Genomic DNA, 22,451 nt, shown 5'->3' on the forward strand with positions numbered 1-22,451 from the left:
GTTAACCAAAGTTCGGCACTATGTTCGCTTTTTGGATATTGGTGAAAGCCAACACGTCGTCCTTACCATCTACTGTCAGGGTGATCATGTCGCCTTGCACAGCTTTGATTACGCCTTTGAACTTGCGGCGGTTATTTGTTGCCATCCGCAGCTGCACTGCCGCCTCTTGGCCAACGTATTTTTCGAACTGGGCAACCTTGAACAGCGGACGATCCAGACCAGGGGAGGATACTTCCAGGAAGTATTCTTCTGTGATGGGATCTTCGACATCCATGATGGCGCCAACCTGGTGGCTGACTTCAGCACAGTTTTCGACAGTCACACCATTCTCGCCGTCGATAAAGACACGCAAAGTGGAGTGGTTACCCGCGCGGATAAACTCAATACCCCAAAGTTCAAAACCCAAGGCAACGACCGGAGCCTCGAGCAGATCGGTCAAACGTTGTTCCAACGTAGCCAAAGTCACCCTCCGAAAAACAAAAAAAGGGCATAAAGCCCAGATAGATATCGATTCAGAGTAAATCGCACATAACAAAAAGCCCCGATGTCAAATCGGGGCTTGGCGCTTTACCCTGATTGTCGCCTCGCAGCGACCGCCTTCCTGAGCGTAGGAAATGCGTGAAATTTGGTTGCGGGGGCCGGATTTGAACCGACGACCTTCGGGTTATGAGCCCGACGAGCTACCATGCTGCTCCACCCCGCGTCCGAAATCGTGCGAGATTATAGCCAGTTCATTCTCTTCATACAAGACTGAGTGACTATAATACACCCGGTTACCCGAGTTCACTGCTTAATTGGTGCCGTGGGCGGGACTCGAACCCGCACACCCTAGAGCACTACCCCCTCAAGATAGCGTGTCTACCAATTCCACCACCACGGCAAAACTCACTTATTGGGGAACGTCAGTATCTTTGTTTACTGGCGCTTTGGTCTGCTCAACCTGTTCGGTTTGTTGCAGATTTTCCCATTCACTACCCTGTTTGACCTTGTGGCTGGACATAGAGCCAAGCACCAAACTAATCAGAAAGAACAGAGTAGCCAAAACTGCTGTTGTTCGGGTCAGGAAACTGCCTGAACCACCGGAGCCGAATACGGTATTCGATGCCCCTGCGCCGAAGGAGGCGCCCATGTCAGCCCCTTTACCTTGCTGAATCATCACCAGACCAATCAGAGCCAGTGAAACCAGCAGATAAACGACTAAAAGAATTTCGTACATTTAACTTGCACCCTTTGCCGCTTCAACAATTCCTAAAAACGTCTTGTCATCGAGGCTTGCTCCACCAATCAGGCCGCCGTCAACGTCGGGCTGGGCAAACAAATCTCTCGCATTGGTCGGTGTCACGCTCCCACCATAGATGATTCTAACTTTCTCACCTATTACCGGAGTATCCTCCGCCAAGCGACCGCGTATAAAGGAATGAACCTCTTGTGCCTGCTCGGGTGTGGCGCATTTACCTGTACCTACAGCCCAAATCGGCTCGTAGGCGATGATAGCATTATCGAAAGCCATCGCGCCATTTTTCTCTATGACGATGTCCAGCTCTTCAGCGATCACCTCGAAGGCTCTTCTCGCTTGCCTCGCTGCACCTGACTCACCCAAACAGAGGATGGGGATCAAGCCTGCCGCTCTGGCTGCCGCAAATTTCTCTGCGACGATAAAGCTGGTCTCACCAAAGAGACGCCTGCGCTCGGAGTGCCCTACCAGTACGTAACGACACCCTGCCTCAACCAGCATCTCACACGAGACTTCACCCGTATAAGCGCCTTGTCTGTGCTGACTCACATTCTGAGCCCCCAACTTCATTACCTTTTGCTCGTTGAGCAGTGCGGCGGTGAAGTCGAGATGCACATGGGATGGACACAAGACCACATCTACTTGCTCATCAATACCTTGCAGGCATTGGCCAGTAAACTGCTCTAACTGCGACCTACTGCCGTGTAACTTCCAGTTGGCTGCTACAAACGGCTTGCGATGTCCCATCGGCAACTCCCTTGCGAAAGCGGGGCTGATAATATCCAGAGGATTGTCAGCTGACAAGTGCTATTTTTGAATTTTCGAATCGTTTGAACAAGATACAACCAGGGCGGCTAAAAAGCCGCCCTTTTTGTTCATTAAAACGCCGATTCAACCTGTTGTGCAATGCGCTGGGCCATGTCGCGCACCTGTTGCTCATGTTCACCTTCCACCATGACCCGGATCAGGGGTTCGGTGCCGGATTTACGCAACAATACGCGACCACGGCCGGCCAGCTCCTGTTCCACCTTGGCGACTTCCTGGTTGACGGCGTCAGCCGCCAGCGGATCCTTGCCCTCGGCGAAACGGACGTTCACCAGCACCTGCGGGAACTTGCTCATGCCGGAGCGCAGCTTGGCCAGCGGCATCTCGGCGGTGCAGATGGCCATCAGCACCTGCAGGGCGGCGACTATGCCATCCCCTGTCGTGGTCTGATCCAGGCAGATGATGTGACCTGAGTTTTCACCCCCGATACGCCAGCCCTTCTCATTCATCATCTCCAGCACGTAGCGGTCACCCACTTTGGCCCGGGCAAACGGGATCCCCAGGGTCTGCAACGCCAGCTCCAGACCCATGTTGGCCATCAGAGTACCGACGACACCGCCTTTGAGGCGGCCGTTGCGCAGGGCATCACGGGCAATGATGTAAAGAATCTCGTCGCCGTCAATGATGTAGCCGGTGTGATCAACCATCACCAGACGATCGCCGTCACCATCGAATGCCACGCCCAGGTCTGCCTTGCACTCCAGCACCTTGGCAGCCAGCGCGTCGGGAGCGGTAGAACCGACCCCGTCGTTGATGTTGAGACCATCCGGGCTGCAGCCGATGGCAATCACCTCGGCGCCCAGCTCGCGGAAGACGGAAGGAGCTATGTGGTAGGTTGCGCCATTGCCGCAGTCGACCACCATTTTCAACCCTTCCAGACTCAGGTTGGATGGGAAGGTGCTCTTGCAAAACTCGATATAGCGGCCAGCAGCATCCTCGATACGCACGGCTTTGCCCAAATCGGCGGACTCGACACACTTGATCTCGTGATCCAGCTCGGCCTCGATAGCCATTTCCACATCATCCGGCAACTTGGAACCGTCAGCGGAGAAGAACTTGATGCCGTTGTCATAGAAGGGATTGTGTGAGGCGCTGATTACGATACCGGCCTCAGCACGGAAGGTGCGGGTCAGGTAGGCAACGGCCGGGGTGGGCATGGGGCCCATCAGAATAGCCTTGAGGCCGGCAGCGGAGAGGCCGGCTTCCAGCGCGGATTCCAGCATGTAGCCAGAGATGCGGGTATCTTTGCCGATCAGCACCTTCTTGGTGCCCTTCTTGGAGAGCACCTTGCCTGCTGCCCAACCCAGCTTCATCACGAAATCAGGGGTGATCGGGAATTCGCCAACCTTGCCGCGGACACCATCGGTGCCGAAATACTTTCTTGCCATTATCTGTTCTCGTTTTTTTATTTGGATATGAAATCTTGTCCCGTCATTACCATCCAGCCGGCGCGCAGGGCATCCATGGTCTCTCGCACATCGTGCACCCGGATGATCCGGGCACCATGTTGCATCCCAATCAGCGCGCAAGCCAGGCTGCCAGCCAACCGATCATCAACCGGTCGGCCAAGCAGGTTGCCTATCATAGACTTTCGCGACATGCCGACCAAGAGCGGAAGCTGGTAATCGAGCAACTTGCTCTGCTGTGCCAGTAGGTGATAGTTGTGTGCCAGCGTCTTGCCAAAGCCGTAGCCCGGGTCCAGCAACAACTGCTGGCGCCGTATCCCGGCGGCCAGACAGGCGGCAATACGCTCATCGAAGAAAGCCCTCACCTCCCCCAGCAGGTCATCATAATGGGGTTCGGCCTGCATGGTTCTCGGTTGGCCTTGCATGTGCATCAGACACACTGGTACGTCAGCTTCTGCGGCAACCGCCAGGGCGCCGGGTTCAAGCAGCGCCCTGACATCATTGATGAGATGGGCTCCCGCCTTGCAACCTTCGCGCATCACGGCAGCCTTGGAGGTATCGAGGGATATCATCACATCCAGCTCGGCGACCAGCCGTTCGACCACGGGGATCACCCTGTCCAGCTCTTCTTGTTCGCTCACGTCAGGGGCGCCAGGACGGGTCGACTCGCCACCAATATCGATAAGTGTTGCCCCGTCAGAGACCATCTGACGCGCATGGACCATCGCCCGTTCAATCTGATTGAAATGACCGCCATCGGAGAAGGAGTCTGGGGTGACATTGAGGATCCCCATGACATGGGGGCGTTCGAGGGAGAGGCTGAGCCCTTTGCTGATTAGCTGCATCTTCACTTCCATTTGCACAAAGAAAAACCCCGGGACCAGCCCGGGGTTTGCATCATTACAATTTATTTGGCCGGGAGATCATTGGCCTTGTCGATATTGACATCAGCCACCTGCTCGACCTCGGTCACAGCCGGTTTGGCATCCTCTGCGACAGTGGCACCACCTGACGGGGTATCGCTGTGCTCATCATGCCAGTTGCTCGGAGCACGCACCTCGCGACGGGCCATCAGATCGTCGATCTGCTTGGCGTCGATGGTTTCGTACTTCATCAGCGCATCTTTCATGGTGTGCAGTACGTCCATGTTGTCCAGCAGGATCTGCTTGGAGCGGGCGTAGTTGCGATCGATAACCTGCTTGACCTCGGCATCTATGACCCTAGCAGTGTCATCGGACATGTGCTTGGCCTTGGCCATGCTGCGACCGAGGAACACTTCGCCGTCTTCTTCTGCATAGAGCATGGGGCCGAGACGCTCGGACATGCCCCACTGGGTCACCATCTTGCGGGCGATATCGGTCGCACGCTCGATGTCATTGGATGCACCGGTCGATACCTTCTCGGCACCGTAGATCAGCTCTTCCGCCAGACGACCACCGTACAGGCTGGAGATCATGGACTCAAGGTGCTGCTTGGAGTGGCTCCAGCGATCCTGCTCAGGCAGGTACATGGTCACACCCAGCGCACGACCGCGCGGTATGATGGAAACCTTGTAGACAGGGTCATGATCCGGCACCAGACGACCTATGATGGCGTGACCCGCCTCATGGTAAGCCGTCATCTCCTTCTCGGACTCCTTCATCACCATGGAACGGCGTTCCGCACCCATCATGATCTTGTCCTTCGCCTTCTCGAACTCGGCCATGGAAACCACACGGCGGCTCTCACGGGCAGAGAAGAGCGCAGCTTCGTTGACCAGGTTGGCGAGATCAGCACCAGAGAAACCCGGAGTACCACGGGCAATCACGGCTGCATTGACATCATCTGCCAATGGCACCTTGCGCATATGTACTTTCAGGATCTGCTCGCGACCGCGCACATCCGGCAAACCGACCACAACCTGACGGTCGAAACGACCCGGGCGCAGCAAGGCCGGATCCAGTACGTCAGGACGGTTGGTGGCAGCGATGACGATGACGCCTTCATTGCCTTCAAAACCATCCATCTCGACCAGCATCTGGTTCAGGGTTTGCTCGCGCTCATCGTGACCACCGCCAAGACCGGCGCCACGCTGGCGACCGACCGCATCGATTTCATCGATGAAGATGATGCAGGGGGACGACTTCTTGGCCTGTTCGAACATGTCACGTACCCGGGAGGCACCGACACCCACAAACATTTCGACGAAATCAGAACCCGAGATGGTGAAGAACGGCACCTTGGCCTCGCCCGCAATGGCCTTGGCCAGCAGGGTCTTACCGGTACCGGGAGGACCTACCAGCAGTACGCCGGTCGGGATCTTGCCACCCAGTTTCTGGAACTTGCTCGGATCGCGCAGATAGTCGACCAGCTCTTTCACCTCATCTTTGGCTTCATCGCAGCCTGCGACGTCAGCAAAAGTGGTCTTGATCTGATCTTCGCTCATCAGGCGAGCCTTGCTCTTGCCAAACGACATGGCACCTTTGCCACCGCCGCCCTGCATCTGACGCATGAAGAAGACCCAGACACCGATCAGCAGCAGCATCGGGAACCAGGAGATGAAGATAGAGGTCAGCAAAGACGGCTCTTCCGGCTTCTCCCCCATCACTTTGACATTGTGATTGAGCATGTCGTTGAGCAGCTGGGGATCCGGCGCCGGTATGATGGTGGTGAAGCGTTCACCAGTGCGCTTGACGCCATTAATGACCTTGCCATCCATCCGCACTTCACGGATCTGCTCTTGGGTCACTTCTTTAACGAAGCTGGAATAGTCCAGCTGGCGACTGGTGGTATCGCTGGGGCTGAAGCTATTGAACACCGACATCAACACGACGGCGATGACCAGCCACAGGATTAGGTTTTTCGCCATGTCACTCAAATCAATGACCTCGCAGACTGACAGTTAACGATGAAGGTTAGGGTACTACAGTTTAAAACCGGTAGCCACAATGTAGACTTCTCGTGAACGAGCACGAGACGAGTCTGGTTTACGAATCTTGACAGCAGAGAAAAGCTTACGAATTTCATTGAGATAGGCATCGAACCCCTCTCCCTGGAATACCTTCACCACGAAGCTGCCATTAGTGCGTAACACTTGATTGCACATGTCGAGCGCGAGCTCGATCAGGTACATGGCGCGGGCCTGATCCACCTGTTGTGTGCCACTCATATTGGGCGCCATATCAGACATGACCACGTCCACCTTGTCCGGACCCACTCGATTCAGCAAGGCGCCGAGTACAGTCTCCTCCCGAAAGTCCCCTTGCAGGAAATCGACACCGGCAATGGGATCCATCGGCAAAATATCACAGGCGATGACTCGCCCATTGTCACCCACCTGCTCAACGGCGAACTGGGACCAGCCACCCGGGGCGGCCCCCAGATCCACGACCGTCATGCCGGTGCGAAGCAATTTGTCCTTGCCCTGGATTTCATCAATTTTGAAAACAGCGCGGGAACGCAGCCCCAATTTCTGGGCTTTTTTGACGTATTGATCGTCGAAATGTTCTTTTAACCAGCGGGTTGAGCTGGGGGAACGTTTTTTCTGGGTCATGATTATCGACTTTAAAAAACCACAAGGGTTATTAGTATTAAGGGCTAAGTGGGGGTAGAATACGCCCCTTTCAACCCTGACTTATGAAGAAATTGCCATGATTCTCAACAATAAACAGAAACAGTACCTCAAGGGCCTTGCCCACAGTCTGAAGCCCGTTGTCCTCTTGGGTCAACATGGTCTGACCGAAGGTGTACTGGCCGAGATCGATCTGGCGCTGAACCACCACGAGCTGATCAAGGTTAAGGTTGCGTCTGAAGATCGTGAGATGAAACAACTGGTTATGGATGCAATTGTCCGTGAAACCGGCGCGGTCAAGGTACAGAGCATCGGCCACGTGCTGACCATCTACCGTCAGGCCAACGAGCCGAAAATCCAGCTGCCCCGCAAGTAACAGGAAAGAGCCTCGCTCTTTCCTTCATTTCCCTTCTTCCCAAGTCGCTTGCCAAAGTAGTCGCCAGGCCCTTAACCTGCGATGAATACTCCTGGATACCCGCTATGGATCACCATCAGATTCTCACCGAAGATGAACTGGCCATGCTACGGGACTTGGGGAGCGATCAGGAGATGGCCGCCGGACAATCCCTGAGCGGTTATCTCGCCACTCCCTTGCTCGGGCTGTTGCAACGCGCCGATCAACTGGTACTCGAAGCCCGCTTTGCCGGGCATCAACTTCGATTTCCGCTGCGTTTCACTCAGGGAGACGATGGCTTTGTCGAACCACGCATCGCCGCGCCCGTCATCAAGGAGCTGGGCTACCCCCATCTGCGCGCCTGGCGCCTGGATGAAAAAGCCCGCTTCAAGGTGGCCGAAACCGAATATCTGGTACACAGTCTGTCGCTGGATGGGCTTGTAGTGGAAGGCTTGCCGACCAAACTGACCGTCGGCACCACTCTCAGCGGTACCCTGCTCATTCATGAACTGGCCCCTCTCCCCCTCTGCGCCGAGCTGGTCAGACATATCCATCAGCGCAATGGCGTACAGGGCTGGGCACTCCACTTCCAGATGGCCAAGCCGGACCTGGAACGACTGCGAAGCTGGATGTTCCAGCGCCATCAGGACGCCTTCACCCAGGCTTACCAACCCCGCTAAATACAAACAGGGGAGCCGTGCTCCCCTGTTTCAGACATCACCTCATATCAGAGGTAGGCGACGGCCAGGATCTCGTATTCCACATCGCCAGCCGGTGTCTTGACGATGACGACATCGTCCACTTCCTTGCCGATCAAGGCTCGGGCAATGGGCGAGTTTACGGAGATCATGTTCTGTTTGATGTCCGATTCGTCGTCACCCACGATACGGTAGACCACTTCTTCTTCCGTCTCGCTCTTGAGCAGAGTCACGGTTGCACCGAAGATGACGCGACCATTGTTGGCAATCTTGGTGACATCGATCACCTGGGCATTGGAGAGCTTGCTCTCAATTTCCTGAATGCGACCTTCACAGAAACCTTGCTGCTCACGGGCGGCATGGTATTCGGCGTTTTCTTTCAGATCGCCATGTTCACGGGCATCTGCAATCGCTTCGATTATCTGCGGACGAAGCTCGCTCTTCAGATAGTCGAGTTCTTCACGCAGCTTTTCCGCGCCGCGAACAGTCATCGGAGTATGATTCATAGTCGAAACCTGGGTTGCTTGAAAAAGAGAAGCTGCGGCAATCAAAGAGAGCCGCAGCTATCGGTTCGGATGGGGCATCTTAATATGAAGCCAGCACAAAATCCATGTCAGTCCCTGCGAGCGGGATCGCGCTTTAGCGTACTGAATGCCGCGAAGGTCGTGAAGAAAAGCGAGGTAACTGAGGCAGCCAAGGCGACCTTTGCCCTGGCTGCAATATTTTCATTTTGCTTGTTTGATCAGATCCACCACAGCATCGAGCCTTGTCCCCTGCCTAAGTGGAATAATGCTTAGAGGCACTTCCAGTGCTGTGTTCTCATCTGATTATCGGCTGATAGGATTCACAACAAGCATCAGCGTCAAACAAGATTGCAACATGGCGTCAGGATCTGGTGTTGTAATAGTTGTTGATGCTCTTTTCCCAAGAGGTATCAGCCATGTCGGGCCAGCTATTACTATCAAACCCCGGGGCATTCTTCATGTGTTCTTCATCGGTATCCATGACAAAGCACTTCTTTTCAGTATCGACCTTCAGGGCGCGCCACGGCACTGCAAACAGCTTTTCGCCGAGACTAAGGAAACCGCCGAACGACAGCACTGCGTAGCAAACCTTGCCATTGTCGATGTCCAGCATGAGCTCCTTGATAGAGCCTAGCTTTTCACCCCTCGGGTTGTACACATCGTTGCCATTGAGCGTACTGGCACTGAGTACTCTTGGGCCAACCGGGCGGTCGGTATTGGTTACATTGGTATCGATCATTTGATGCTCCTGACATTATTTGGCAAATAACGGGATGGGAGAAGAGAGTTGACCACTGAGTGGCCAACGCGTTGACGGTTCATTTTCCCTTTTTGGCATCCTTGCGATCTTCTGCAGTGACCCGATCTTTACCAGTGGATTTTTGAGCAGCGCCGGTCGATTCCTTGTCACTCTTCCCTTTGCCTTTGCTCTCTTCGCTACGACCCTTGAGTTGATCCTTGTTCATGGTGAACTCCTGATAGTGATATGAATGAGGGCGCGAGAACCGGAAATGGAAATGGGATCCTGCACCAGCCATCATGAGCATAAATCGGGCAGAACAGGGGGTCTGTACGCTGACATACATAGAAAACAGGGTTTGTAAGAGCACTGAATAATTGACGCCGTGGATCCAGCGGTGGGCAGGGAAGGCATGAACTGGCTTGAATCAATGCCAATGATGGCGATTCTCAGCGGCGCAAGCTCTCGCAGCATCGAGAAGCCGACCAGCGCGATGACAACGATGTTGCCGCCGGAATGGCGGATCAGGTGATGATAGAAACAAAAGATTGATAACAGTTCAATCTGCTGCACACGCCCAATATCCTTAGCAAGTCGCCATCAAAAAGCGGTTGAGCGGCACTTCAATGCGGCCCTAAAAGGGAAGCCGCGGCTATCGGGGATAACTGCGGCAAGTGGAAGTGGACTTCCTGGCGAACACTACTTGGGCTCAGAGACGCCAATCGGGGCCGACACTGTCGGTTTGCCCTGCATGATGGAGATCTCAACTCGCCGGTTCATACGCCGATTGTCCGGATTGGTGTTGGGCACCAGGGGCTGGGAATCCGCCATGCCTTGCACCACCAAGCGTTTACCATCAAAGCCAGGAACCTTGATCATCTGGTGAGCCACCGCCACCGCACGCTGGGATGAGAGATCCCAGTTCGATTGAAACAGCTCATTTTCGGTCGCTATGTTGTCGGTATGACCCGACACGGTTATCTCACCTGGCACATCTTTCAACAAGCTGGCGACTTTGCGAATAACCGGCCAGAACTGGGGTTGCAAGAAAGCTGAACCGGCCGGGAAGGCGGCTTTCTCACGGATCCGGATGATAATCTGCTGACCCAGGGCCTCCACCTCAATGGCACCATCCTGAATCTGGGCTTTCATCTGCTCGGCCAGCGCCTTGGCCAGGGCATTGGACTGTTCCTGCTGCTTTTGAACCTCTTGCTGCTTCTGCGCCTCTTGCTGGGTATCACCACCGCTCAGCTGCCCTTCAACCTTGTCGTGGCCACCCGCCTGATCGGCATCGCCGGGCTGAAAATCCAGCTCGGTCTGGGTCATGTCGATGGTCTGCTGCATGATGGTATCGATGGGGGTCGGTTCCGGACGACCAGGCCTGAACTCCAGCGCAATGACGGAGGTTCCTTTGGGGATATCTTTCACCTCCAGAATGTTTTGTACGCCGAATGCCTTCTCCATGGAGCCTGCGATCTGCTTGAACTTCTGTACATCCATCTCGGCAAAGGAGAGCAGCAGCACGAAGAAGCACATCAATAGCGACATCAGATCGGCGAAGGTCCCCATGTAACCGGGCAGACCAGGTGGCGGGCACTTGCACTTAGCCATGGGGATTACTCGCTGCCATTGTTGCGTTTGGACTGGTTCAGGTAATTTTGCAGCATTGACTGGATTACCCGCGGGTTCTGTCCATCCTGAATGCCCATGATGGCGTCCAGTACCAGGCAGCGGCTCAGTTGCTCTTCACCGCTGCGCAACTCCAGCTTGTCGGCGATGGGGATCGCAATCATGTTGGCCTCGATGGCGCCATACAACGTGGTCAGCAAGGCTACCGCCATGGCCGGACCGATGGATTTGGGGTCACTCATGTTGGCCAGCATGGCAACAAGGCCTACCAGAGTACCTATCATGCCCATGGCAGGGCCCAGATCTCCCAGTGCCCGAAAGACTTTGATAGCGATGACATGGCGCTCCGCGGTCAGCTCTATGTCTTTCTCCAGCACGGCGCGGATGACATCCGCATCATGACCGTCCACCAGCATGTCGATGCCTTTTTTCATGAAGGTGTTTGGTACTTCGGCGGCTTCCAGCGCCAGAAACCCCCCTTTGCGGGCGGCATCAGCCAATTCCACCGCCTTGATAATAAGGTCATCCAGCTTGTCGCCCTTGTAGAGGAACGCCTTGCCAGCAATCTTGAACGCCATCAGAAACTGACCGATGTTGAACTTCATCATGGCGATGAAGATGGAACCCAGAATGGTGATGTAGACGGAGGGCATATCGATGTACATGCTCATGGGGCCCCCCAGCAGCATGCCATACACCACCACCCCAAATCCCAGCACTATGCCAATCAGACTACCTAGATCCACGTCCCTACTCCCCTGTCAGCTGAAATTTGTTGTATCTGTAGTTTGTTGAATTTTCTGCTATTGGCTCGTCAGCGGCAAGGGCCACCACATTTTTCCTTACCAACAAGATGGCTTATTATCGGCCACTTTTCCGAGAGTTTAAGCCGACCGCACTTTTCTGCCTCCCCCCTGTGCGTCGTCGATGTTAAGATAAGCCGTTTTTTTCAATCCCCGAGGATGAACATGGCCAGTAAGAAAATCGACCGCCTGAGTTTTGATGCCACTCTGGAAGAGCTGGAAACCATAGTTCATCAACTGGAACAAGGTTCCTTACCGCTGGAAGAGGCACTCAAGCAGTTCGAACAGGGCGTCCATCTGGTACGGGCTGGCCAGCAGAAGCTGGAACAGGCCGAACAGAAGATCCAGATCCTGCTGACTCAGGCCGATGGCACTGAGCAAGCAGTCCCCTTCCAGCCAGAGCAAGGAGAGGAATGAGTGACGCTGGACGATTTTTCCCGTCTGCATCGGCAACGTATTGACGACTGTCTGTCTGCACAACTTGAATCCTTGCCCGCCATGGCCCCGCGTCTGCGCGATGCCATGCGCTATGGTCTGCTGCTCGGCGGCAAGCGGGTGCGCCCCTTCCTGGTCTATGCCGTGGGTGAGATGCTGGGCGTCAAACGCGAGCTGCTGGACGGCCCTGCCGCGGCTGTGGAGTGCATCCATGCCTACTCGCTGCTGCACGACGATCTGCCCGCCATGGACAACGATGACTTGCGTCGTGGTCAACCGACAGTACACAAGGCATTTGATGAAGGCACCGCCATCCTGGCCGGTGATGCCTTGCAGACCCTGGCCTTCTCGATTCTGGCAGATCATCCCCTGCCCGACCGGCTTCTGGCCAACCGGGTGCGGATGCTGAGCACTCTGGCCCGCGCCTCCGGCTACCTTGGCATGTGTGGCGGACAGGCACTGGATCTGCAGGCCGAAGGCCGCCAGATCAGCCTCCCCGAGCTGGAGCAGGTGCATCGCCACAAGACTGGCGCCCTGATCGAATGTGCCGTGGCACTCGGTGCCCTGTGCAAGGCCGACGTAGACGACACCACACTGGCGGCGCTGCAAACATACGCGGCAGCCATAGGGCTCGCTTTTCAGGTACAGGATGACATCCTCGACATCACAGGGGATACAGTGACACTGGGCAAGCCACAAGGCTCTGATCTGGCACAGGAAAAAAGTACCTATCCGGCCCTGCTCGGACTCGACAATGCCCGTGAGCTGGCTCGCGAACTGCACGGTAAAGCCTTAACAGCCTTGCAATCTTTGCCCTACAATACCGACATTCTGGAAGCGTTTGCCGATTACATCATTGAGCGAACCCACTAAACGCTGGATAACAGTAACAATATGAGCGTTGATATAAGCAATTTCCCCAACCTGGCCCTCGCGGATACGCCGGTCGAGTTGCGATCCCTGCCCTTCGAACGGCTGCCGCTGCTGTGCAACGAACTGCGTGAATATCTGTTGCGTTCGGTGAGTCGCTCCAGTGGTCATCTCGCCTCCGGGCTCGGCACCGTCGAGCTGACGGTCGCGCTGCACTACGTCTATAACACCCCGTTCGATCGGCTGGTCTGGGACGTGGGTCATCAGGCCTATCCCCACAAGATCCTGACCGGGCGTCGCGACCGGATGCAGAGCATTCGTCAGAAAGACGGCCTGCACCCCTTCCCCTGGCGCGGCGAGAGCGAGTATGACGTGCTCTCGGTCGGTCACTCCAGCACCTCCATTGGTGCGGCGCTCGGCATGGCCGTTGCCGCCGAGAGCGAGGGCCTGGGTCGCAAGGTGGTGGCAGTGATTGGTGACGGCGCCATCACCGCCGGCATGGCATTCGAGGCGCTCAATCACGCCGGCGATGTCCACAAGGACATGTTGGTGGTGCTCAACGACAATGAGATGTCCATCTCCGAGAATGTGGGGGCGCTGAACAACCATCTGGCCCGCATCATGTCTGGCAAGCTCTACACCACTATCCGCGAAGGCGGCAAGAAGGTGCTGGCGGGGCTGCCGCCGGTCAAGGAGCTGGCCAAACGGGCCGAAGAGCACCTCAAGGGCATGGTGGTACCCGGTACCCTGTTTGAGGAGTTCGGCTTCAACTACATAGGCCCCATCGACGGTCATGACATTGAGGCGCTGGTCGAAACCCTGCGCAACATGCGCAATCTCAAGGGCCCGCAGCTGCTGCACGTCAAGACCAAGAAGGGCAAGGGCTATGAGCCCGCAGAGAAAGACCCCATCGGTTATCACGGTGTGCCCAAGTTCGATCCGGACGAATGCACATTGCCCAAGGCGAGTGGCGGCAAGCCGAGCTTCTCCGCCATCTTCGGCCAGTGGCTGTGCGACATGGCGGCGAAAGACGAGAAGCTGGTCGGCATCACCCCCGCCATGCGCGAGGGCTCGGGGCTGGTCAAGTTCAGCCAGCAGTATCCGGATCGCTACTTCGATGTGGCCATCGCCGAACAGCATGCGGTCACCTTCGCCGCCGGCCTTGCCATCGCCGACAAGAAACCTGTGGTTGCCATCTACTCAAGCTTCCTGCAACGGGCCTACGACCAGGTGATCCATGATGTGGCGCTGCAGGCATTGCCGGTGCTGTTTGCCATCGACAGGGCTGGTCTGGTAGGCGCCGATGGGCCGACCCACCAGGGGGCGTTCGACATCAGCTTCCTGCGCACCGTGCCCAACATGGTCGTCATGACCCCGTCCGACGAGAACGAGTGTCGTCAGATGCTCTACACCGGCTATCAGTGCAACCAGCCGGCTGCGGTGCGTTATCCCCGTGGCAGTGGCACAGGTATCGAGGTGCAGACCGAGATGCAGGTGCTGGAACTGGGCAAGGGGCGCATCGTCCGCAATGGCAAAGGAACCGCCATACTGGCGTTCGGTACACTGCTGCAGCAGGCCAGGGCTGCCGCCGAGGCGCTTGATGCCACTCTGGTGGACATGCGCTTCGTCAAGCCGATGGATGAGGCGCTGGTGCTGTCGCTTGCTGCCAGCCACGGCCAGTTCGTGACCATAGAGGACAACGCCATCATGGGTGGCGCCGGCTCTGCGGTGAACGAGCTGCTGATGCGCAGCAAGCAGTGCAAGCCGGTGCTCAATCTGGGCCTGCCGGATCGCTTCGTGGAGCAAGGCACCCAGGAGGAGATCTATGCGCTGCTGGGACTCGACAGCACGGGCATTCAAGCCAGCATAGAGGCCTGGCTGCAAGCCTGACGCAAGCACTGGCGGCAATCGCAAGCAATAAAGAAGGGCGCCTGATGGCGCCCTTCTTGTATTTGCACTTCTGACCCGAGTCAACCTTTGTAGATCTTGGGGTTAAACACATCCCTCAGCCAGTCACCCAGCAGGTTGATGACCAGCACCAGCACCACCAGACAGATGCCGGGGAAGGCGGTGATCCACCAGGAGCCCGAGAAGATGTAGTTGAAGCCGACACTGATGAGCGAGCCCAGCGATGGCTGATCCACCGGCATCCCCAATCCGAGGAAGGAGAGAGCCGCCTCGCTCATGATGGCGTTGGCCACCTGAACGGTGGAGATCACCAGGATGGGCGACAGGCAGTTCGGCAGAATGTGACGGAACATGATGCGCGGGGCACGGAACCCCATCACCTTGGCCGCTTCCACATATTCCTTCTTCTTCTCGGCAAGCACAGAGGCACGCACAGTCCGCGCATACTGGGGCCACTCGGCAATGCCGATGATCACCACCAGCATAAGGATGGCAAACTTGGAGTAAAACTCGGAGCCAAACGTTGCCTGGAAGATGGCGGAGATGATGATGGCCACCATCATGGTGGAGAACGACAGCTGCACGTCGGCAAAACGCATCAGCAGGCTGTCGATGCGACCACCGAAGTAACCGGCGATCAGACCGATAACGATGCCGAGCACCAGTTGCAACCCCACCGCGAACAGACCGATGGAGAGCGAGATGCGGGCACCATAGAGGATGGTGCTCCAGATATCGCGCCCCTGGTTGTCGGTGCCGAGCCAGAAGCGCTCTTCGCCACCATCCAGCCAGGAGGGTGGTAGCTCCGCATCCATCAGATCAAAGCTGGTCTGGTCATAGACGTTGTGCGGTGCCAGCCAGGGCGCCAGCAGCGCCGCCAGCACGAACACCACAAACACCGCAAAGCTGAACATGGCTACCTTGTCCCGCAGGAAGTAGTAGACAAAATCAGAGTTCTTGAATCGAGCCCAACGGCTTGGGCTCACAGTCACAGCGTTACTCATGCGCTTACCCCTTGGCGGTCAGATTGACGGTCGGGTTGATGAACCCGTAAAGCAGGTCGACCAGGGTATTGGTCACCACGAAGATAAGTCCCACGAAGATGACGTAGGCAGTGATCAGCGGCGTATCCACTCTGTGGATCGCCTCAAGGAACAGGAAACCGGTTCCCGGCCACTGGAACACGCTCTCGGTCAGTATGGTGTAAGCCACCATGGTGCCGATCTGCACGCCACCGACGGTAATCACCGGCAGCATGGTGTTTTTCAGAGCGTGCTGGTAGTAGACCTTGTTGTTGTCCAGCCCCTTGGCACGGGCAAACTTCACGTACTCGGAGGAGAGCTGCTCCAGCATCTCGGAGCGTACCAGCCGGATAAACAGCGGCAGCATGATGGAGGAGAGAGAGACTGCCGGCAGTATCAGGTGCAGGATACCGTCCCAGGTGAAGAAACCCGACTCCCAGCCCAGCACATTGGCGGTCTCGCCACGGCCATAGGCCGGCAGCCAGCCAAGCTGGATGGAGAAGAGGTACATCAGCATGATGGCGGTCAGGAACACAGGGATGGAGATGCCTATGCTGCTCACGGCCATGATGATCTTGGTCAGGATGCTGCGCGGGCGGATCGCGGAGTAGACCCCAAGCGGAATGGAGACCACCACTATGATCACGGCGGCGCCAAACACCAGCTCAAGCGTCGCTACCAGCTTGTCGAGGATCACCTCGAGGGCCGGTCGCTTGAAGAAATAGGAGGTGCCCAGATCCCCATGCACCGCATTTTTCAAAAAGCGGCTGTATTTGATGAGGAAAGGATCGTTCAGGCCCATCTTCTCGCGCAATTCGTGACGCTGGGCTTCGGAGACGGATTGTCCCACCAGCTCGCGCAACGGATCCCCCAGGTTGTCCTGGATGGAGAAGGCGACCAGGCTGATGACGAACATCACTATCACGGCCTGATAGAACCGTTTCAGCAGGAATGTAAACATGCTTGTCCTTCTACGTGGCCTGTGTCTTGGCACAGGCTTCTGTTAATGGCGGGGGTCGCCACAGGCCCCCCCCGCTCAGTCCTTCCTTGCGACTCGCTTACTTGCCGACCACCAGATCGCCGAAGTAAGGGAAGTTCATTACGTTGACGATGGGCTTGATGTCGGCGTTTTTCTTGGCGCCATACGCCAGATCTTCCCAATGGAGCGGCACATAGGCTGCGTCGTCGATCAGCATGGCTTCCACCTTCTGCAACATGGCAGCACGCTTGGCCGGATCGGTTTCGGTGTTCGCTTCCATCACCATCTTGTCAGCTTCTGCGTTGGCATAGCCTGCGCAGTTGTACTGACCCATGCCGGTCTTGGCATCCTTGGTGAAAGTCAGGAATTCGAAGAAGTTGGCACTGTCTTCGGTATCCGAGTGCCAGCCGATCAGCTGCATGTCAGCGGCGCACTTGTCAAACTCGGGCCAGTATTGCGCCACCGGCATGGTCTTCAGATCCACCTTGATGTTGATCTTGGCCAGCATGGCGGAGACCGCCTGGGCAATCTTGACGTCGTTGACGTAACGGGCGGCCGGGGAGATGAAGCTCATCTTGAAGCCCTGCTCGTAGCCCGCTTCCTTCATCAGCGCCTTGGCTTTGGTCAGATCATACTGGGGCTTGAGCGCCTCGTTATGACCGGCATAGCCTTTCGGGCTCAGCTGGCCAGCGGGGGTACCGAATCCCTTGTTGATCTTGTCGACGATACCCACCTGGTTGATGGCGTAGTTGATCGCCTGACGAACGCGCTTGTCTTTCAACGCCGGGTTGGTGTTCTGGTTCAGCTCTATGATGATGGCGCGAGTACCGGACAGGGTCACCAGCTGGGTGTCCTTGCCATTCTTGACGCGCTCCAGATCGTTCGGGGCAACCGGATAGATGACATCCACGTCCCCGCCCAGCAAGGCGGCAACACGGGTCGCATCTTCCTTGATCGGCACCACTGTCAGGTTGTCAACGTTGCCTTTGGAAGCCTTGTCCCAGTAGTTGGCGTTGCGGGTGTACTCCAGCTTGACGCCCTGCTCGCGGAACTTGACGCTGAACGGACCTGTACCGGAGACATTGGTAGAAGCATAGGAGTCGCCGTTCTTGACGATCTCGGCCTTGTCTTTGCCTGCTTCTGTCTTGCCGGTATAGAACTTGGAGTCCATAGGGAAGATATAGGTGACGGTCTGCAGCACCAGCGGGAACGGCTTGGCGGTGATCAGATCGACTGTGTAGTCATCTACCTTTTTCACTTCGGCGATAGGATCGAAGATGGCCTTGAAGTCGACGGAGGATTTCAGGCGATTGATGGTCCACACAACGTCATCGGCGGTGAAGTCGTTGCCGGAGTGGAACTTGACGCCCTTGCGCAGATGGAAGCGGACAGTCTTGTCGTCGATACGCTCGAACTTCTCGGCCAGACGTGGCTCGAATTTCAGATCCTGGGTGTAACGCATCAGGGGATCGAACACCAGGTGCGACATCTCCAGGGTCTGACCGGAGAGCTGCTCCTGCGGGTCCAGCGAGGTGGCATCCGATGCAACGGCGACCTTGATGTCGACGGCAGAAACGTTAAAGGCAAGGCCGGCGGCGAACAGCGCCATGGCGATCTTGGATAATCCTTTCTTCATGTCTTTCTCCATGCTTTTGGCTTTCTTATTGACAGACAAACCGGCGAACCGGTGCTTTCCTAGCTTGCGATTTCCAGCCCCTCACGGGACATTCCCTTGAATTCCGGCATGAGGGAAATCAGCTTGCGGCTGTACTCATGCTCGGCATTGGTAAACAATTTTTCGGTCTCGGCCACTTCCACCAGATGACCGTGTTGCATCACACCGATGCGATCGCACATCTGGCGGATGACCGGCAGATCGTGGCTGATGAACAGCATGGTGAGCCCAAGCTCCTGCTGCAGATCCTTGAGCAGGTTGAGGATCTGGGCCTGGACCGACACATCCAGCGCCGAGGTGGGCTCGTCACAGATGAGGAAGCGCGGGCGGGTCGCCAGGGCGCGGGCGATGGAGATGCGCTGACGCTGACCGCCGGAGAACTCGTGGGGATACTTGACCCCGGCACCACGGCCGAGCCCGACGTGATCGAGCAGATCGTTGACGATCCCCTCGATCTGGCTCTCGCTGCCCGCCAGCTTATGAAAGCGGATGGGCTCGGCGATGATGTCACGCACCTTCATGCGCGGGTTCATCGAGGAGTAAGGGTTCTGGAATACCATCTGCATCTGGCGGCGCAGGGGGCGACGCTCACGCTCGCTCTTGAGCGCGGTGAGATCGATCCCCTCGAAGAAGATCTTGCCGGTATCGGGCGGATAAAGACCCGTGATGGCGCGGGCTATGGTGGATTTGCCGGAGCCCGACTCCCCCACCAGACCGAAGGTCTCCCCTTCGAAGATCTCGAAGCTGATGTTGTTACAAGCCCGCACGTACTGGCGGCGGCTCGGGAAGATGGAATCCTTGGTGACAAACCTCAGGTCCACGTTCTCCACCCGCAGCAGGGCCCCTTCGTAAGCGCGCTCGTCCTGACTCTGACCGAGCCAGTGGGTCTTGAGATCGATATTGGTATCCGGCGCACTGGCATCCTCGATATAGGAGACCAGCGGGAAGCGCACCAGTTTGACGTCCGAGCGGGGCACAGCCGAGATGAGGCTGCGGGTATAAGGGTGATTGGGGCGGCCCAGCACCTGTTCAGTGGTACCGAACTCCACCAGATCGCCGCGGTACATGACAGCTACCTTGTCGGTCACGTTGGAAACCACGCCCATGTCGTGGGTTACCAGCATGCAGCCCACCTGGCGCTCTTTGCAGAGGTTGCGGATAAGCTGGAGGATCTGATCCTGAATGGAGACGTCGAGGGCCGTGGTCGGCTCATCGGCAATGATGAGCTCGGGATCGCCACTCAGGGCGATAGCGATAACGACCCGCTGACGCATGCCGCCGGAGAACTGGTGGGGATACTGCTTGATCCGCAGCTCGGGCTGCGGGATCCCCACAGCCCCCATCAGCTCGAGGGCCTTGGCAAAGGCCGCCTCACGGGAAAGGTCGGTATTGGCCAGAATGGTTTCCACCAACTGCTGTTCAACGGTGAACAAGGGGTTGAGGGAGGTCATGGGATCTTGAAAGATGAAACCGATGCGGGAACCACGGATGGCTCGCATCTCGTTCTGGCTCTTGCCGGAGATGAGTTCACCGTTGAGATAGATGTCGCCACGGGCGATGCGACCCGGTGGGCTCAGCAGGTCGATGACGGCGTTGCCTATGGTGGATTTTCCGGCGCCAGATTCGCCTACCACACCGACAATCTCCCCTTTTTCGACACACAAAGAGAGATCTTTGACCGCGGCCAGCACCCCATAGCGGGAGGGGTACTCGATCCGCAAGTTTTTCACTTCGAGCAAGGACATGTTTACCTCTGCGGGGGACATCCGTCCCAAATAATTCGTCCGTAAATCAGCCGCAGATGCCGGTTTGCCTTGGTACTTATCTTGAGTGCTTGTTCTGAGTAAGAAACGCTCAATCCATGAGGCAGTTAAACCAGCGATCCGGGCGGGTTTTTTGCATTTTTTTGGAATAACCCGCGAGTAACTTAGACGGTTTAACCGCGAGTGTAAATGATCGGGTTATACAATTTCGCAATACTTTGCCTAGCAAGGGGGCATTCCGATAGTCATAAATGATGACTTATGTCACATAACCAGACTATATGACCACCATCAGTCATTTTTAGTGCTTTTACTTTCAACAAAGGCGCAACAGGCGGGAATATTCACTATCAGCACAATAGCATTAAGCTTCGAATGAGTAGTGAATATTTATGTGAAATGATTTTTAAACGACAGCATATGCCAGTGAATGAAAATTAAACAGTGGTATATAGGGGGATGCCAGCGTGGTCATCCCCCTGACAGGGCAATTCAACCCAGCCAATATGCCAGTAATTGCATACAAAGCAGGGCGAACAAACCGGCGATGAGATCGTCCAGCATAATGCCGAGTCCGCCGTGAATGCGGCGATCAAACCAGGAGATGGGCCAGGGCTTGAATACATCGAACAACCGGAACAGCACAAAGCCGGCCAGCACCCAGGTCCAGCCGGCTGGCGCCGCTATCATGGTCACGCCAAAGCCGATCACTTCATCCCAGACAATGGCGCCGTGATCCGGCATACCGATGGCGTCGGTGGCACTCTGACAGATGCGAATACCCGCCACGAAACCCACCACCAGCAGGGCAATGAACCAGGGAGTGGAAAGCCCGCTCACCAACAGGTAAAGCGGTATGGCAGCCAGCGTCCCCATGGTGCCCGGTGCCTTGGGAGAGAGACCTGAGCCAAACCCCACCGCCAGAAAATGGAGCGGGTTCTTCAGGTTCAGCCTTTTCAGCTCGGGCTTTATCATAAACAAGGTCATGCGAAGTGATCCCAGCCTGTCAGTTGCAGCTCGACCGTTTGCTCGCCGCGGACATAGTCGATACCCGGCTCACCGGCCAGGATGCGGCCTATGCGGGTGAACTTGACGCCACAGTTGGCGAGTGCCGTATCCAGCGCGCCGCGATACTCCTCGGGCACGGTGAAGCAAAGCTCGTAGTCATCGCCCCCGGCCAGCGCCAGCTGCCAGGCATCCTGCTCGGGCACCGCATCCTGCAGCACGGGCGAGAGGGGCAGCAGACCAAGGTCAATCTGGGCCCGCACGCCAGAGGCCTTGAGGATATGGCCGAGATCCGAGGAAAGCCCATCTGAAAGATCCAGCGCACTGCCGGCCAGCCCGCGCAGGGCCTGGCCGGCCAGAATACGGGGATGGGGATGATCGAGCCTGGGCAGCACGGCGGCCAGCTGGTTCTCGTTGAGGGTACGCTTGCCAAGCAGATGGGAGAGCGCCAGGGCGGCATCCCCCAGGGTACCGGTCACATAGATGCCATCACCGGCCTTGGCGCCGCTGCGCATCAGGGCCCGGCCTGCGGGAACGGATCCCTTCACCGAGACTGTGATGGAAAGCGGCCCGCGGGTCATGTCACCGCCCACCAGCGCCACATTGTAGTATTCGGCCAGCTCCAGAAAGCCTTCGGCAAAACCTGCGACCCAGCTCTCATTGATGGCGGGCAGGGTCAGTGCCAACGAGACCCAGCGCGGCTCGGCCCCCATGGCGGCGAGATCGGACAAATTGACCGCCAGCGCCTTGTAGCCAAGATCCACCGGATCCATGTCGGGAAAAAAATGGACGCCGCTCACCAGGGTGTCTGTGCTCACCGCCAGCTGGGTATCCGCTGGCAGGGTCAGCAGGGCGCAATCATCTCCAGGGCCCATCACCACGTCCTTGCGGGCGTGGGGGATCTTGAAGTACTTATCAATCAGCTCAAATTCACCCATGCAATAAAAAGCCAGCGGTTAGGCTGGCTCCTCTCTTCAAAGCGGTTCACGATC

Annotated in this window: 24 protein-coding genes and 2 tRNA genes; 5 read left to right on the top strand and 21 right to left on the bottom strand. The window is 56.7% G+C overall.

The genetic code is table 11. The annotated features are described in order from the left end of the window. Window position 1: 1 nt before the first annotated feature. The 9 genes from rimP to rlmE form a co-directional block, all read right to left on the bottom strand. A complete protein-coding gene (gene rimP, locus AC1P02_RS22680; protein WP_005317527.1) occupies window positions 2-460 on the bottom strand; it encodes a ribosome maturation factor RimP in 459 nt (152 codons plus the stop codon). Window positions 461-626: 166 nt separating this feature from the next. Continuing rightward, a tRNA-Met gene (locus tag AC1P02_RS22685) sits at window positions 627-703 on the bottom strand. A 92-nt stretch (window positions 704-795) separates the two neighbouring features. After that, window positions 796-880: transfer RNA gene (locus AC1P02_RS22690), tRNA-Leu, on the bottom strand. Between the two features lie 9 nt (window positions 881-889). Further along, complete coding sequence (gene secG, locus AC1P02_RS22695; protein ID WP_021138145.1) at window positions 890-1,216, bottom strand: preprotein translocase subunit SecG; 327 nt, start codon at window positions 1,214-1,216, stop codon at window positions 890-892. Then, window positions 1,217-1,981, bottom strand: coding sequence for a triose-phosphate isomerase (tpiA, locus tag AC1P02_RS22700; RefSeq protein WP_059111422.1), 765 nt, complete (start codon window positions 1,979-1,981; stop codon window positions 1,217-1,219). Between the two features lie 131 nt (window positions 1,982-2,112). After that, window positions 2,113-3,447 carry a phosphoglucosamine mutase gene (gene glmM, locus AC1P02_RS22705; RefSeq protein ID WP_485185768.1) on the bottom strand — a complete coding sequence of 445 codons (1,335 nt, stop codon included), beginning with the start codon at window positions 3,445-3,447 and terminating at the stop codon, window positions 2,113-2,115. 17 nt (window positions 3,448-3,464) lie between these two features. Continuing rightward, window positions 3,465-4,310 carry a dihydropteroate synthase gene (folP, locus tag AC1P02_RS22710; RefSeq protein ID WP_270687484.1) on the bottom strand — a complete coding sequence of 282 codons (846 nt, stop codon included), beginning with the start codon at window positions 4,308-4,310 and terminating at the stop codon, window positions 3,465-3,467. A 62-nt stretch (window positions 4,311-4,372) separates the two neighbouring features. Next, window positions 4,373-6,322: an ATP-dependent zinc metalloprotease FtsH gene (gene ftsH / locus AC1P02_RS22715; protein WP_429179856.1), complete on the bottom strand. Its 1,950-nt coding sequence runs from the start codon at window positions 6,320-6,322 to the stop codon at window positions 4,373-4,375. A gap of 45 nt (window positions 6,323-6,367) precedes the next feature. Next, window positions 6,368-6,997, bottom strand: a complete 630-nt coding sequence (gene rlmE / locus AC1P02_RS22720; protein ID WP_058393761.1) for a 23S rRNA (uridine(2552)-2'-O)-methyltransferase RlmE — start codon at window positions 6,995-6,997, stop codon at window positions 6,368-6,370. 97 nt (window positions 6,998-7,094) lie between these two features. On the opposite strand from rlmE, the gene yhbY reads away from it, so the two are divergent. Both yhbY and AC1P02_RS22730 read left to right on the top strand, forming a co-directional pair. Next, window positions 7,095-7,391 (top strand): ribosome assembly RNA-binding protein YhbY, encoded by a 297-nt coding sequence (yhbY, locus tag AC1P02_RS22725; RefSeq protein WP_005298134.1) that lies wholly within the window; start codon window positions 7,095-7,097, stop codon window positions 7,389-7,391. 104 nt (window positions 7,392-7,495) lie between these two features. Then, window positions 7,496-8,089 (top strand): PilZ domain-containing protein, encoded by a 594-nt coding sequence (locus AC1P02_RS22730; protein WP_087755050.1) that lies wholly within the window; start codon window positions 7,496-7,498, stop codon window positions 8,087-8,089. Between the two features lie 47 nt (window positions 8,090-8,136). Here the strand turns inward: AC1P02_RS22730 and greA are convergent, their stop codons facing one another. From greA to pomA, 6 genes are all read right to left on the bottom strand, one after another. Beyond that, a complete protein-coding gene (greA, locus tag AC1P02_RS22735) occupies window positions 8,137-8,613 on the bottom strand; it encodes a transcription elongation factor GreA (protein ID WP_005317553.1) in 477 nt (158 codons plus the stop codon). 379 nt (window positions 8,614-8,992) lie between these two features. Beyond that, window positions 8,993-9,370 (bottom strand): PRC-barrel domain-containing protein, encoded by a 378-nt coding sequence (locus tag AC1P02_RS22740; RefSeq protein WP_265466980.1) that lies wholly within the window; start codon window positions 9,368-9,370, stop codon window positions 8,993-8,995. A 79-nt stretch (window positions 9,371-9,449) separates the two neighbouring features. Beyond that, entirely contained in the window at window positions 9,450-9,596 is a 147-nt protein-coding gene (locus AC1P02_RS22745; RefSeq protein ID WP_005317567.1) for a hypothetical protein, read from the bottom strand. 71 nt (window positions 9,597-9,667) lie between these two features. Further along, window positions 9,668-9,943 carry a hypothetical protein gene (locus AC1P02_RS22750; RefSeq protein WP_485185774.1) on the bottom strand — a complete coding sequence of 92 codons (276 nt, stop codon included), beginning with the start codon at window positions 9,941-9,943 and terminating at the stop codon, window positions 9,668-9,670. A gap of 126 nt (window positions 9,944-10,069) precedes the next feature. Then, complete coding sequence (locus tag AC1P02_RS22755; protein WP_059168108.1) at window positions 10,070-10,981, bottom strand: flagellar motor protein MotB; 912 nt, start codon at window positions 10,979-10,981, stop codon at window positions 10,070-10,072. A gap of 5 nt (window positions 10,982-10,986) precedes the next feature. Continuing rightward, a complete protein-coding gene (gene pomA, locus AC1P02_RS22760; RefSeq protein WP_005317570.1) occupies window positions 10,987-11,745 on the bottom strand; it encodes a flagellar motor protein PomA in 759 nt (252 codons plus the stop codon). A 222-nt stretch (window positions 11,746-11,967) separates the two neighbouring features. Between pomA and xseB the strand changes: the two genes are divergently transcribed. From xseB to dxs, 3 genes are read left to right on the top strand one after another with little or no spacing between them, the layout of a single operon-like run. Then, window positions 11,968-12,219 carry an exodeoxyribonuclease VII small subunit gene (xseB, locus tag AC1P02_RS22765; RefSeq protein WP_005317577.1) on the top strand — a complete coding sequence of 84 codons (252 nt, stop codon included), beginning with the start codon at window positions 11,968-11,970 and terminating at the stop codon, window positions 12,217-12,219. Continuing rightward, entirely contained in the window at window positions 12,220-13,110 is an 891-nt protein-coding gene (gene ispA / locus AC1P02_RS22770; RefSeq protein WP_005317578.1) for a (2E,6E)-farnesyl diphosphate synthase, read from the top strand. It begins immediately after the preceding gene. A gap of 21 nt (window positions 13,111-13,131) precedes the next feature. Next, window positions 13,132-14,997 (top strand): 1-deoxy-D-xylulose-5-phosphate synthase, encoded by a 1,866-nt coding sequence (dxs, locus tag AC1P02_RS22775; protein ID WP_096118673.1) that lies wholly within the window; start codon window positions 13,132-13,134, stop codon window positions 14,995-14,997. Between the two features lie 80 nt (window positions 14,998-15,077). On the opposite strand, the gene AC1P02_RS22780 is transcribed toward dxs, so the two are convergent. From AC1P02_RS22780 to thiL, 6 genes are all read right to left on the bottom strand, one after another. Continuing rightward, a complete protein-coding gene (locus AC1P02_RS22780; protein ID WP_021138133.1) occupies window positions 15,078-16,019 on the bottom strand; it encodes an ABC transporter permease in 942 nt (313 codons plus the stop codon). Between the two features lie 4 nt (window positions 16,020-16,023). Continuing rightward, the gene (locus tag AC1P02_RS22785) at window positions 16,024-16,998 is read right to left on the bottom strand and encodes an ABC transporter permease (RefSeq protein WP_005317584.1); all 975 of its coding nucleotides are present in this window, start codon (window positions 16,996-16,998) and stop codon (window positions 16,024-16,026) included. 97 nt (window positions 16,999-17,095) lie between these two features. Next, window positions 17,096-18,652 carry an ABC transporter substrate-binding protein gene (locus tag AC1P02_RS22790; RefSeq protein WP_005317586.1) on the bottom strand — a complete coding sequence of 519 codons (1,557 nt, stop codon included), beginning with the start codon at window positions 18,650-18,652 and terminating at the stop codon, window positions 17,096-17,098. 59 nt (window positions 18,653-18,711) lie between these two features. Beyond that, complete coding sequence (locus tag AC1P02_RS22795) at window positions 18,712-20,436, bottom strand: dipeptide ABC transporter ATP-binding protein (protein ID WP_005317588.1); 1,725 nt, start codon at window positions 20,434-20,436, stop codon at window positions 18,712-18,714. A 510-nt stretch (window positions 20,437-20,946) separates the two neighbouring features. Continuing rightward, window positions 20,947-21,441, bottom strand: coding sequence for a phosphatidylglycerophosphatase A family protein (locus AC1P02_RS22800; protein ID WP_005317590.1), 495 nt, complete (start codon window positions 21,439-21,441; stop codon window positions 20,947-20,949). Then, window positions 21,438-22,397, bottom strand: a complete 960-nt coding sequence (thiL, locus tag AC1P02_RS22805) for a thiamine-phosphate kinase (RefSeq protein WP_271787663.1) — start codon at window positions 22,395-22,397, stop codon at window positions 21,438-21,440. Before thiL ends, AC1P02_RS22800 begins: the two co-directional genes overlap by 4 nt. Window positions 22,398-22,451: the final 54 nt, after the last annotated feature.

Source organism: Aeromonas sp. TS_SC_11 (assembly GCF_057318915.1).

What these genes read in the sequence shown, in the direction of transcription:
- secG (WP_021138145.1), bottom strand. Translation starts at nt 1,216, where the DNA reads ATGTACGAAATTCTTTTAGTCGTTTATCTGCTGGTTTCACTGGCTCTG.
- tpiA (WP_059111422.1), bottom strand. Translation starts at nt 1,981, where the DNA reads ATGGGACATCGCAAGCCGTTTGTAGCAGCCAACTGGAAGTTACACGGC.
- glmM (WP_485185768.1), bottom strand. Translation starts at nt 3,447, where the DNA reads ATGGCAAGAAAGTATTTCGGCACCGATGGTGTCCGCGGCAAGGTTGGC.
- folP (WP_270687484.1), bottom strand. Translation starts at nt 4,310, where the DNA reads ATGCAGCTAATCAGCAAAGGGCTCAGCCTCTCCCTCGAACGCCCCCAT.
- rlmE (WP_058393761.1), bottom strand. Translation starts at nt 6,997, where the DNA reads ATGACCCAGAAAAAACGTTCCCCCAGCTCAACCCGCTGGTTAAAAGAA.
- yhbY (WP_005298134.1), top strand. Translation starts at nt 7,095, where the DNA reads ATGATTCTCAACAATAAACAGAAACAGTACCTCAAGGGCCTTGCCCAC.
- AC1P02_RS22730 (WP_087755050.1), top strand. Translation starts at nt 7,496, where the DNA reads ATGGATCACCATCAGATTCTCACCGAAGATGAACTGGCCATGCTACGG.
- greA (WP_005317553.1), bottom strand. Translation starts at nt 8,613, where the DNA reads ATGAATCATACTCCGATGACTGTTCGCGGCGCGGAAAAGCTGCGTGAA.
- AC1P02_RS22740 (WP_265466980.1), bottom strand. Translation starts at nt 9,370, where the DNA reads ATGATCGATACCAATGTAACCAATACCGACCGCCCGGTTGGCCCAAGA.
- AC1P02_RS22745 (WP_005317567.1), bottom strand. Translation starts at nt 9,596, where the DNA reads ATGAACAAGGATCAACTCAAGGGTCGTAGCGAAGAGAGCAAAGGCAAA.
- AC1P02_RS22755 (WP_059168108.1), bottom strand. Translation starts at nt 10,981, where the DNA reads ATGGCTAAGTGCAAGTGCCCGCCACCTGGTCTGCCCGGTTACATGGGG.
- xseB (WP_005317577.1), top strand. Translation starts at nt 11,968, where the DNA reads ATGGCCAGTAAGAAAATCGACCGCCTGAGTTTTGATGCCACTCTGGAA.
- dxs (WP_096118673.1), top strand. Translation starts at nt 13,132, where the DNA reads ATGAGCGTTGATATAAGCAATTTCCCCAACCTGGCCCTCGCGGATACG.
- AC1P02_RS22780 (WP_021138133.1), bottom strand. Translation starts at nt 16,019, where the DNA reads ATGAGTAACGCTGTGACTGTGAGCCCAAGCCGTTGGGCTCGATTCAAG.
- AC1P02_RS22785 (WP_005317584.1), bottom strand. Translation starts at nt 16,998, where the DNA reads ATGTTTACATTCCTGCTGAAACGGTTCTATCAGGCCGTGATAGTGATG.
- AC1P02_RS22790 (WP_005317586.1), bottom strand. Translation starts at nt 18,652, where the DNA reads ATGAAGAAAGGATTATCCAAGATCGCCATGGCGCTGTTCGCCGCCGGC.
- AC1P02_RS22795 (WP_005317588.1), bottom strand. Translation starts at nt 20,436, where the DNA reads ATGTCCTTGCTCGAAGTGAAAAACTTGCGGATCGAGTACCCCTCCCGC.
- AC1P02_RS22800 (WP_005317590.1), bottom strand. Translation starts at nt 21,441, where the DNA reads ATGACCTTGTTTATGATAAAGCCCGAGCTGAAAAGGCTGAACCTGAAG.
- thiL (WP_271787663.1), bottom strand. Translation starts at nt 22,397, where the DNA reads ATGGGTGAATTTGAGCTGATTGATAAGTACTTCAAGATCCCCCACGCC.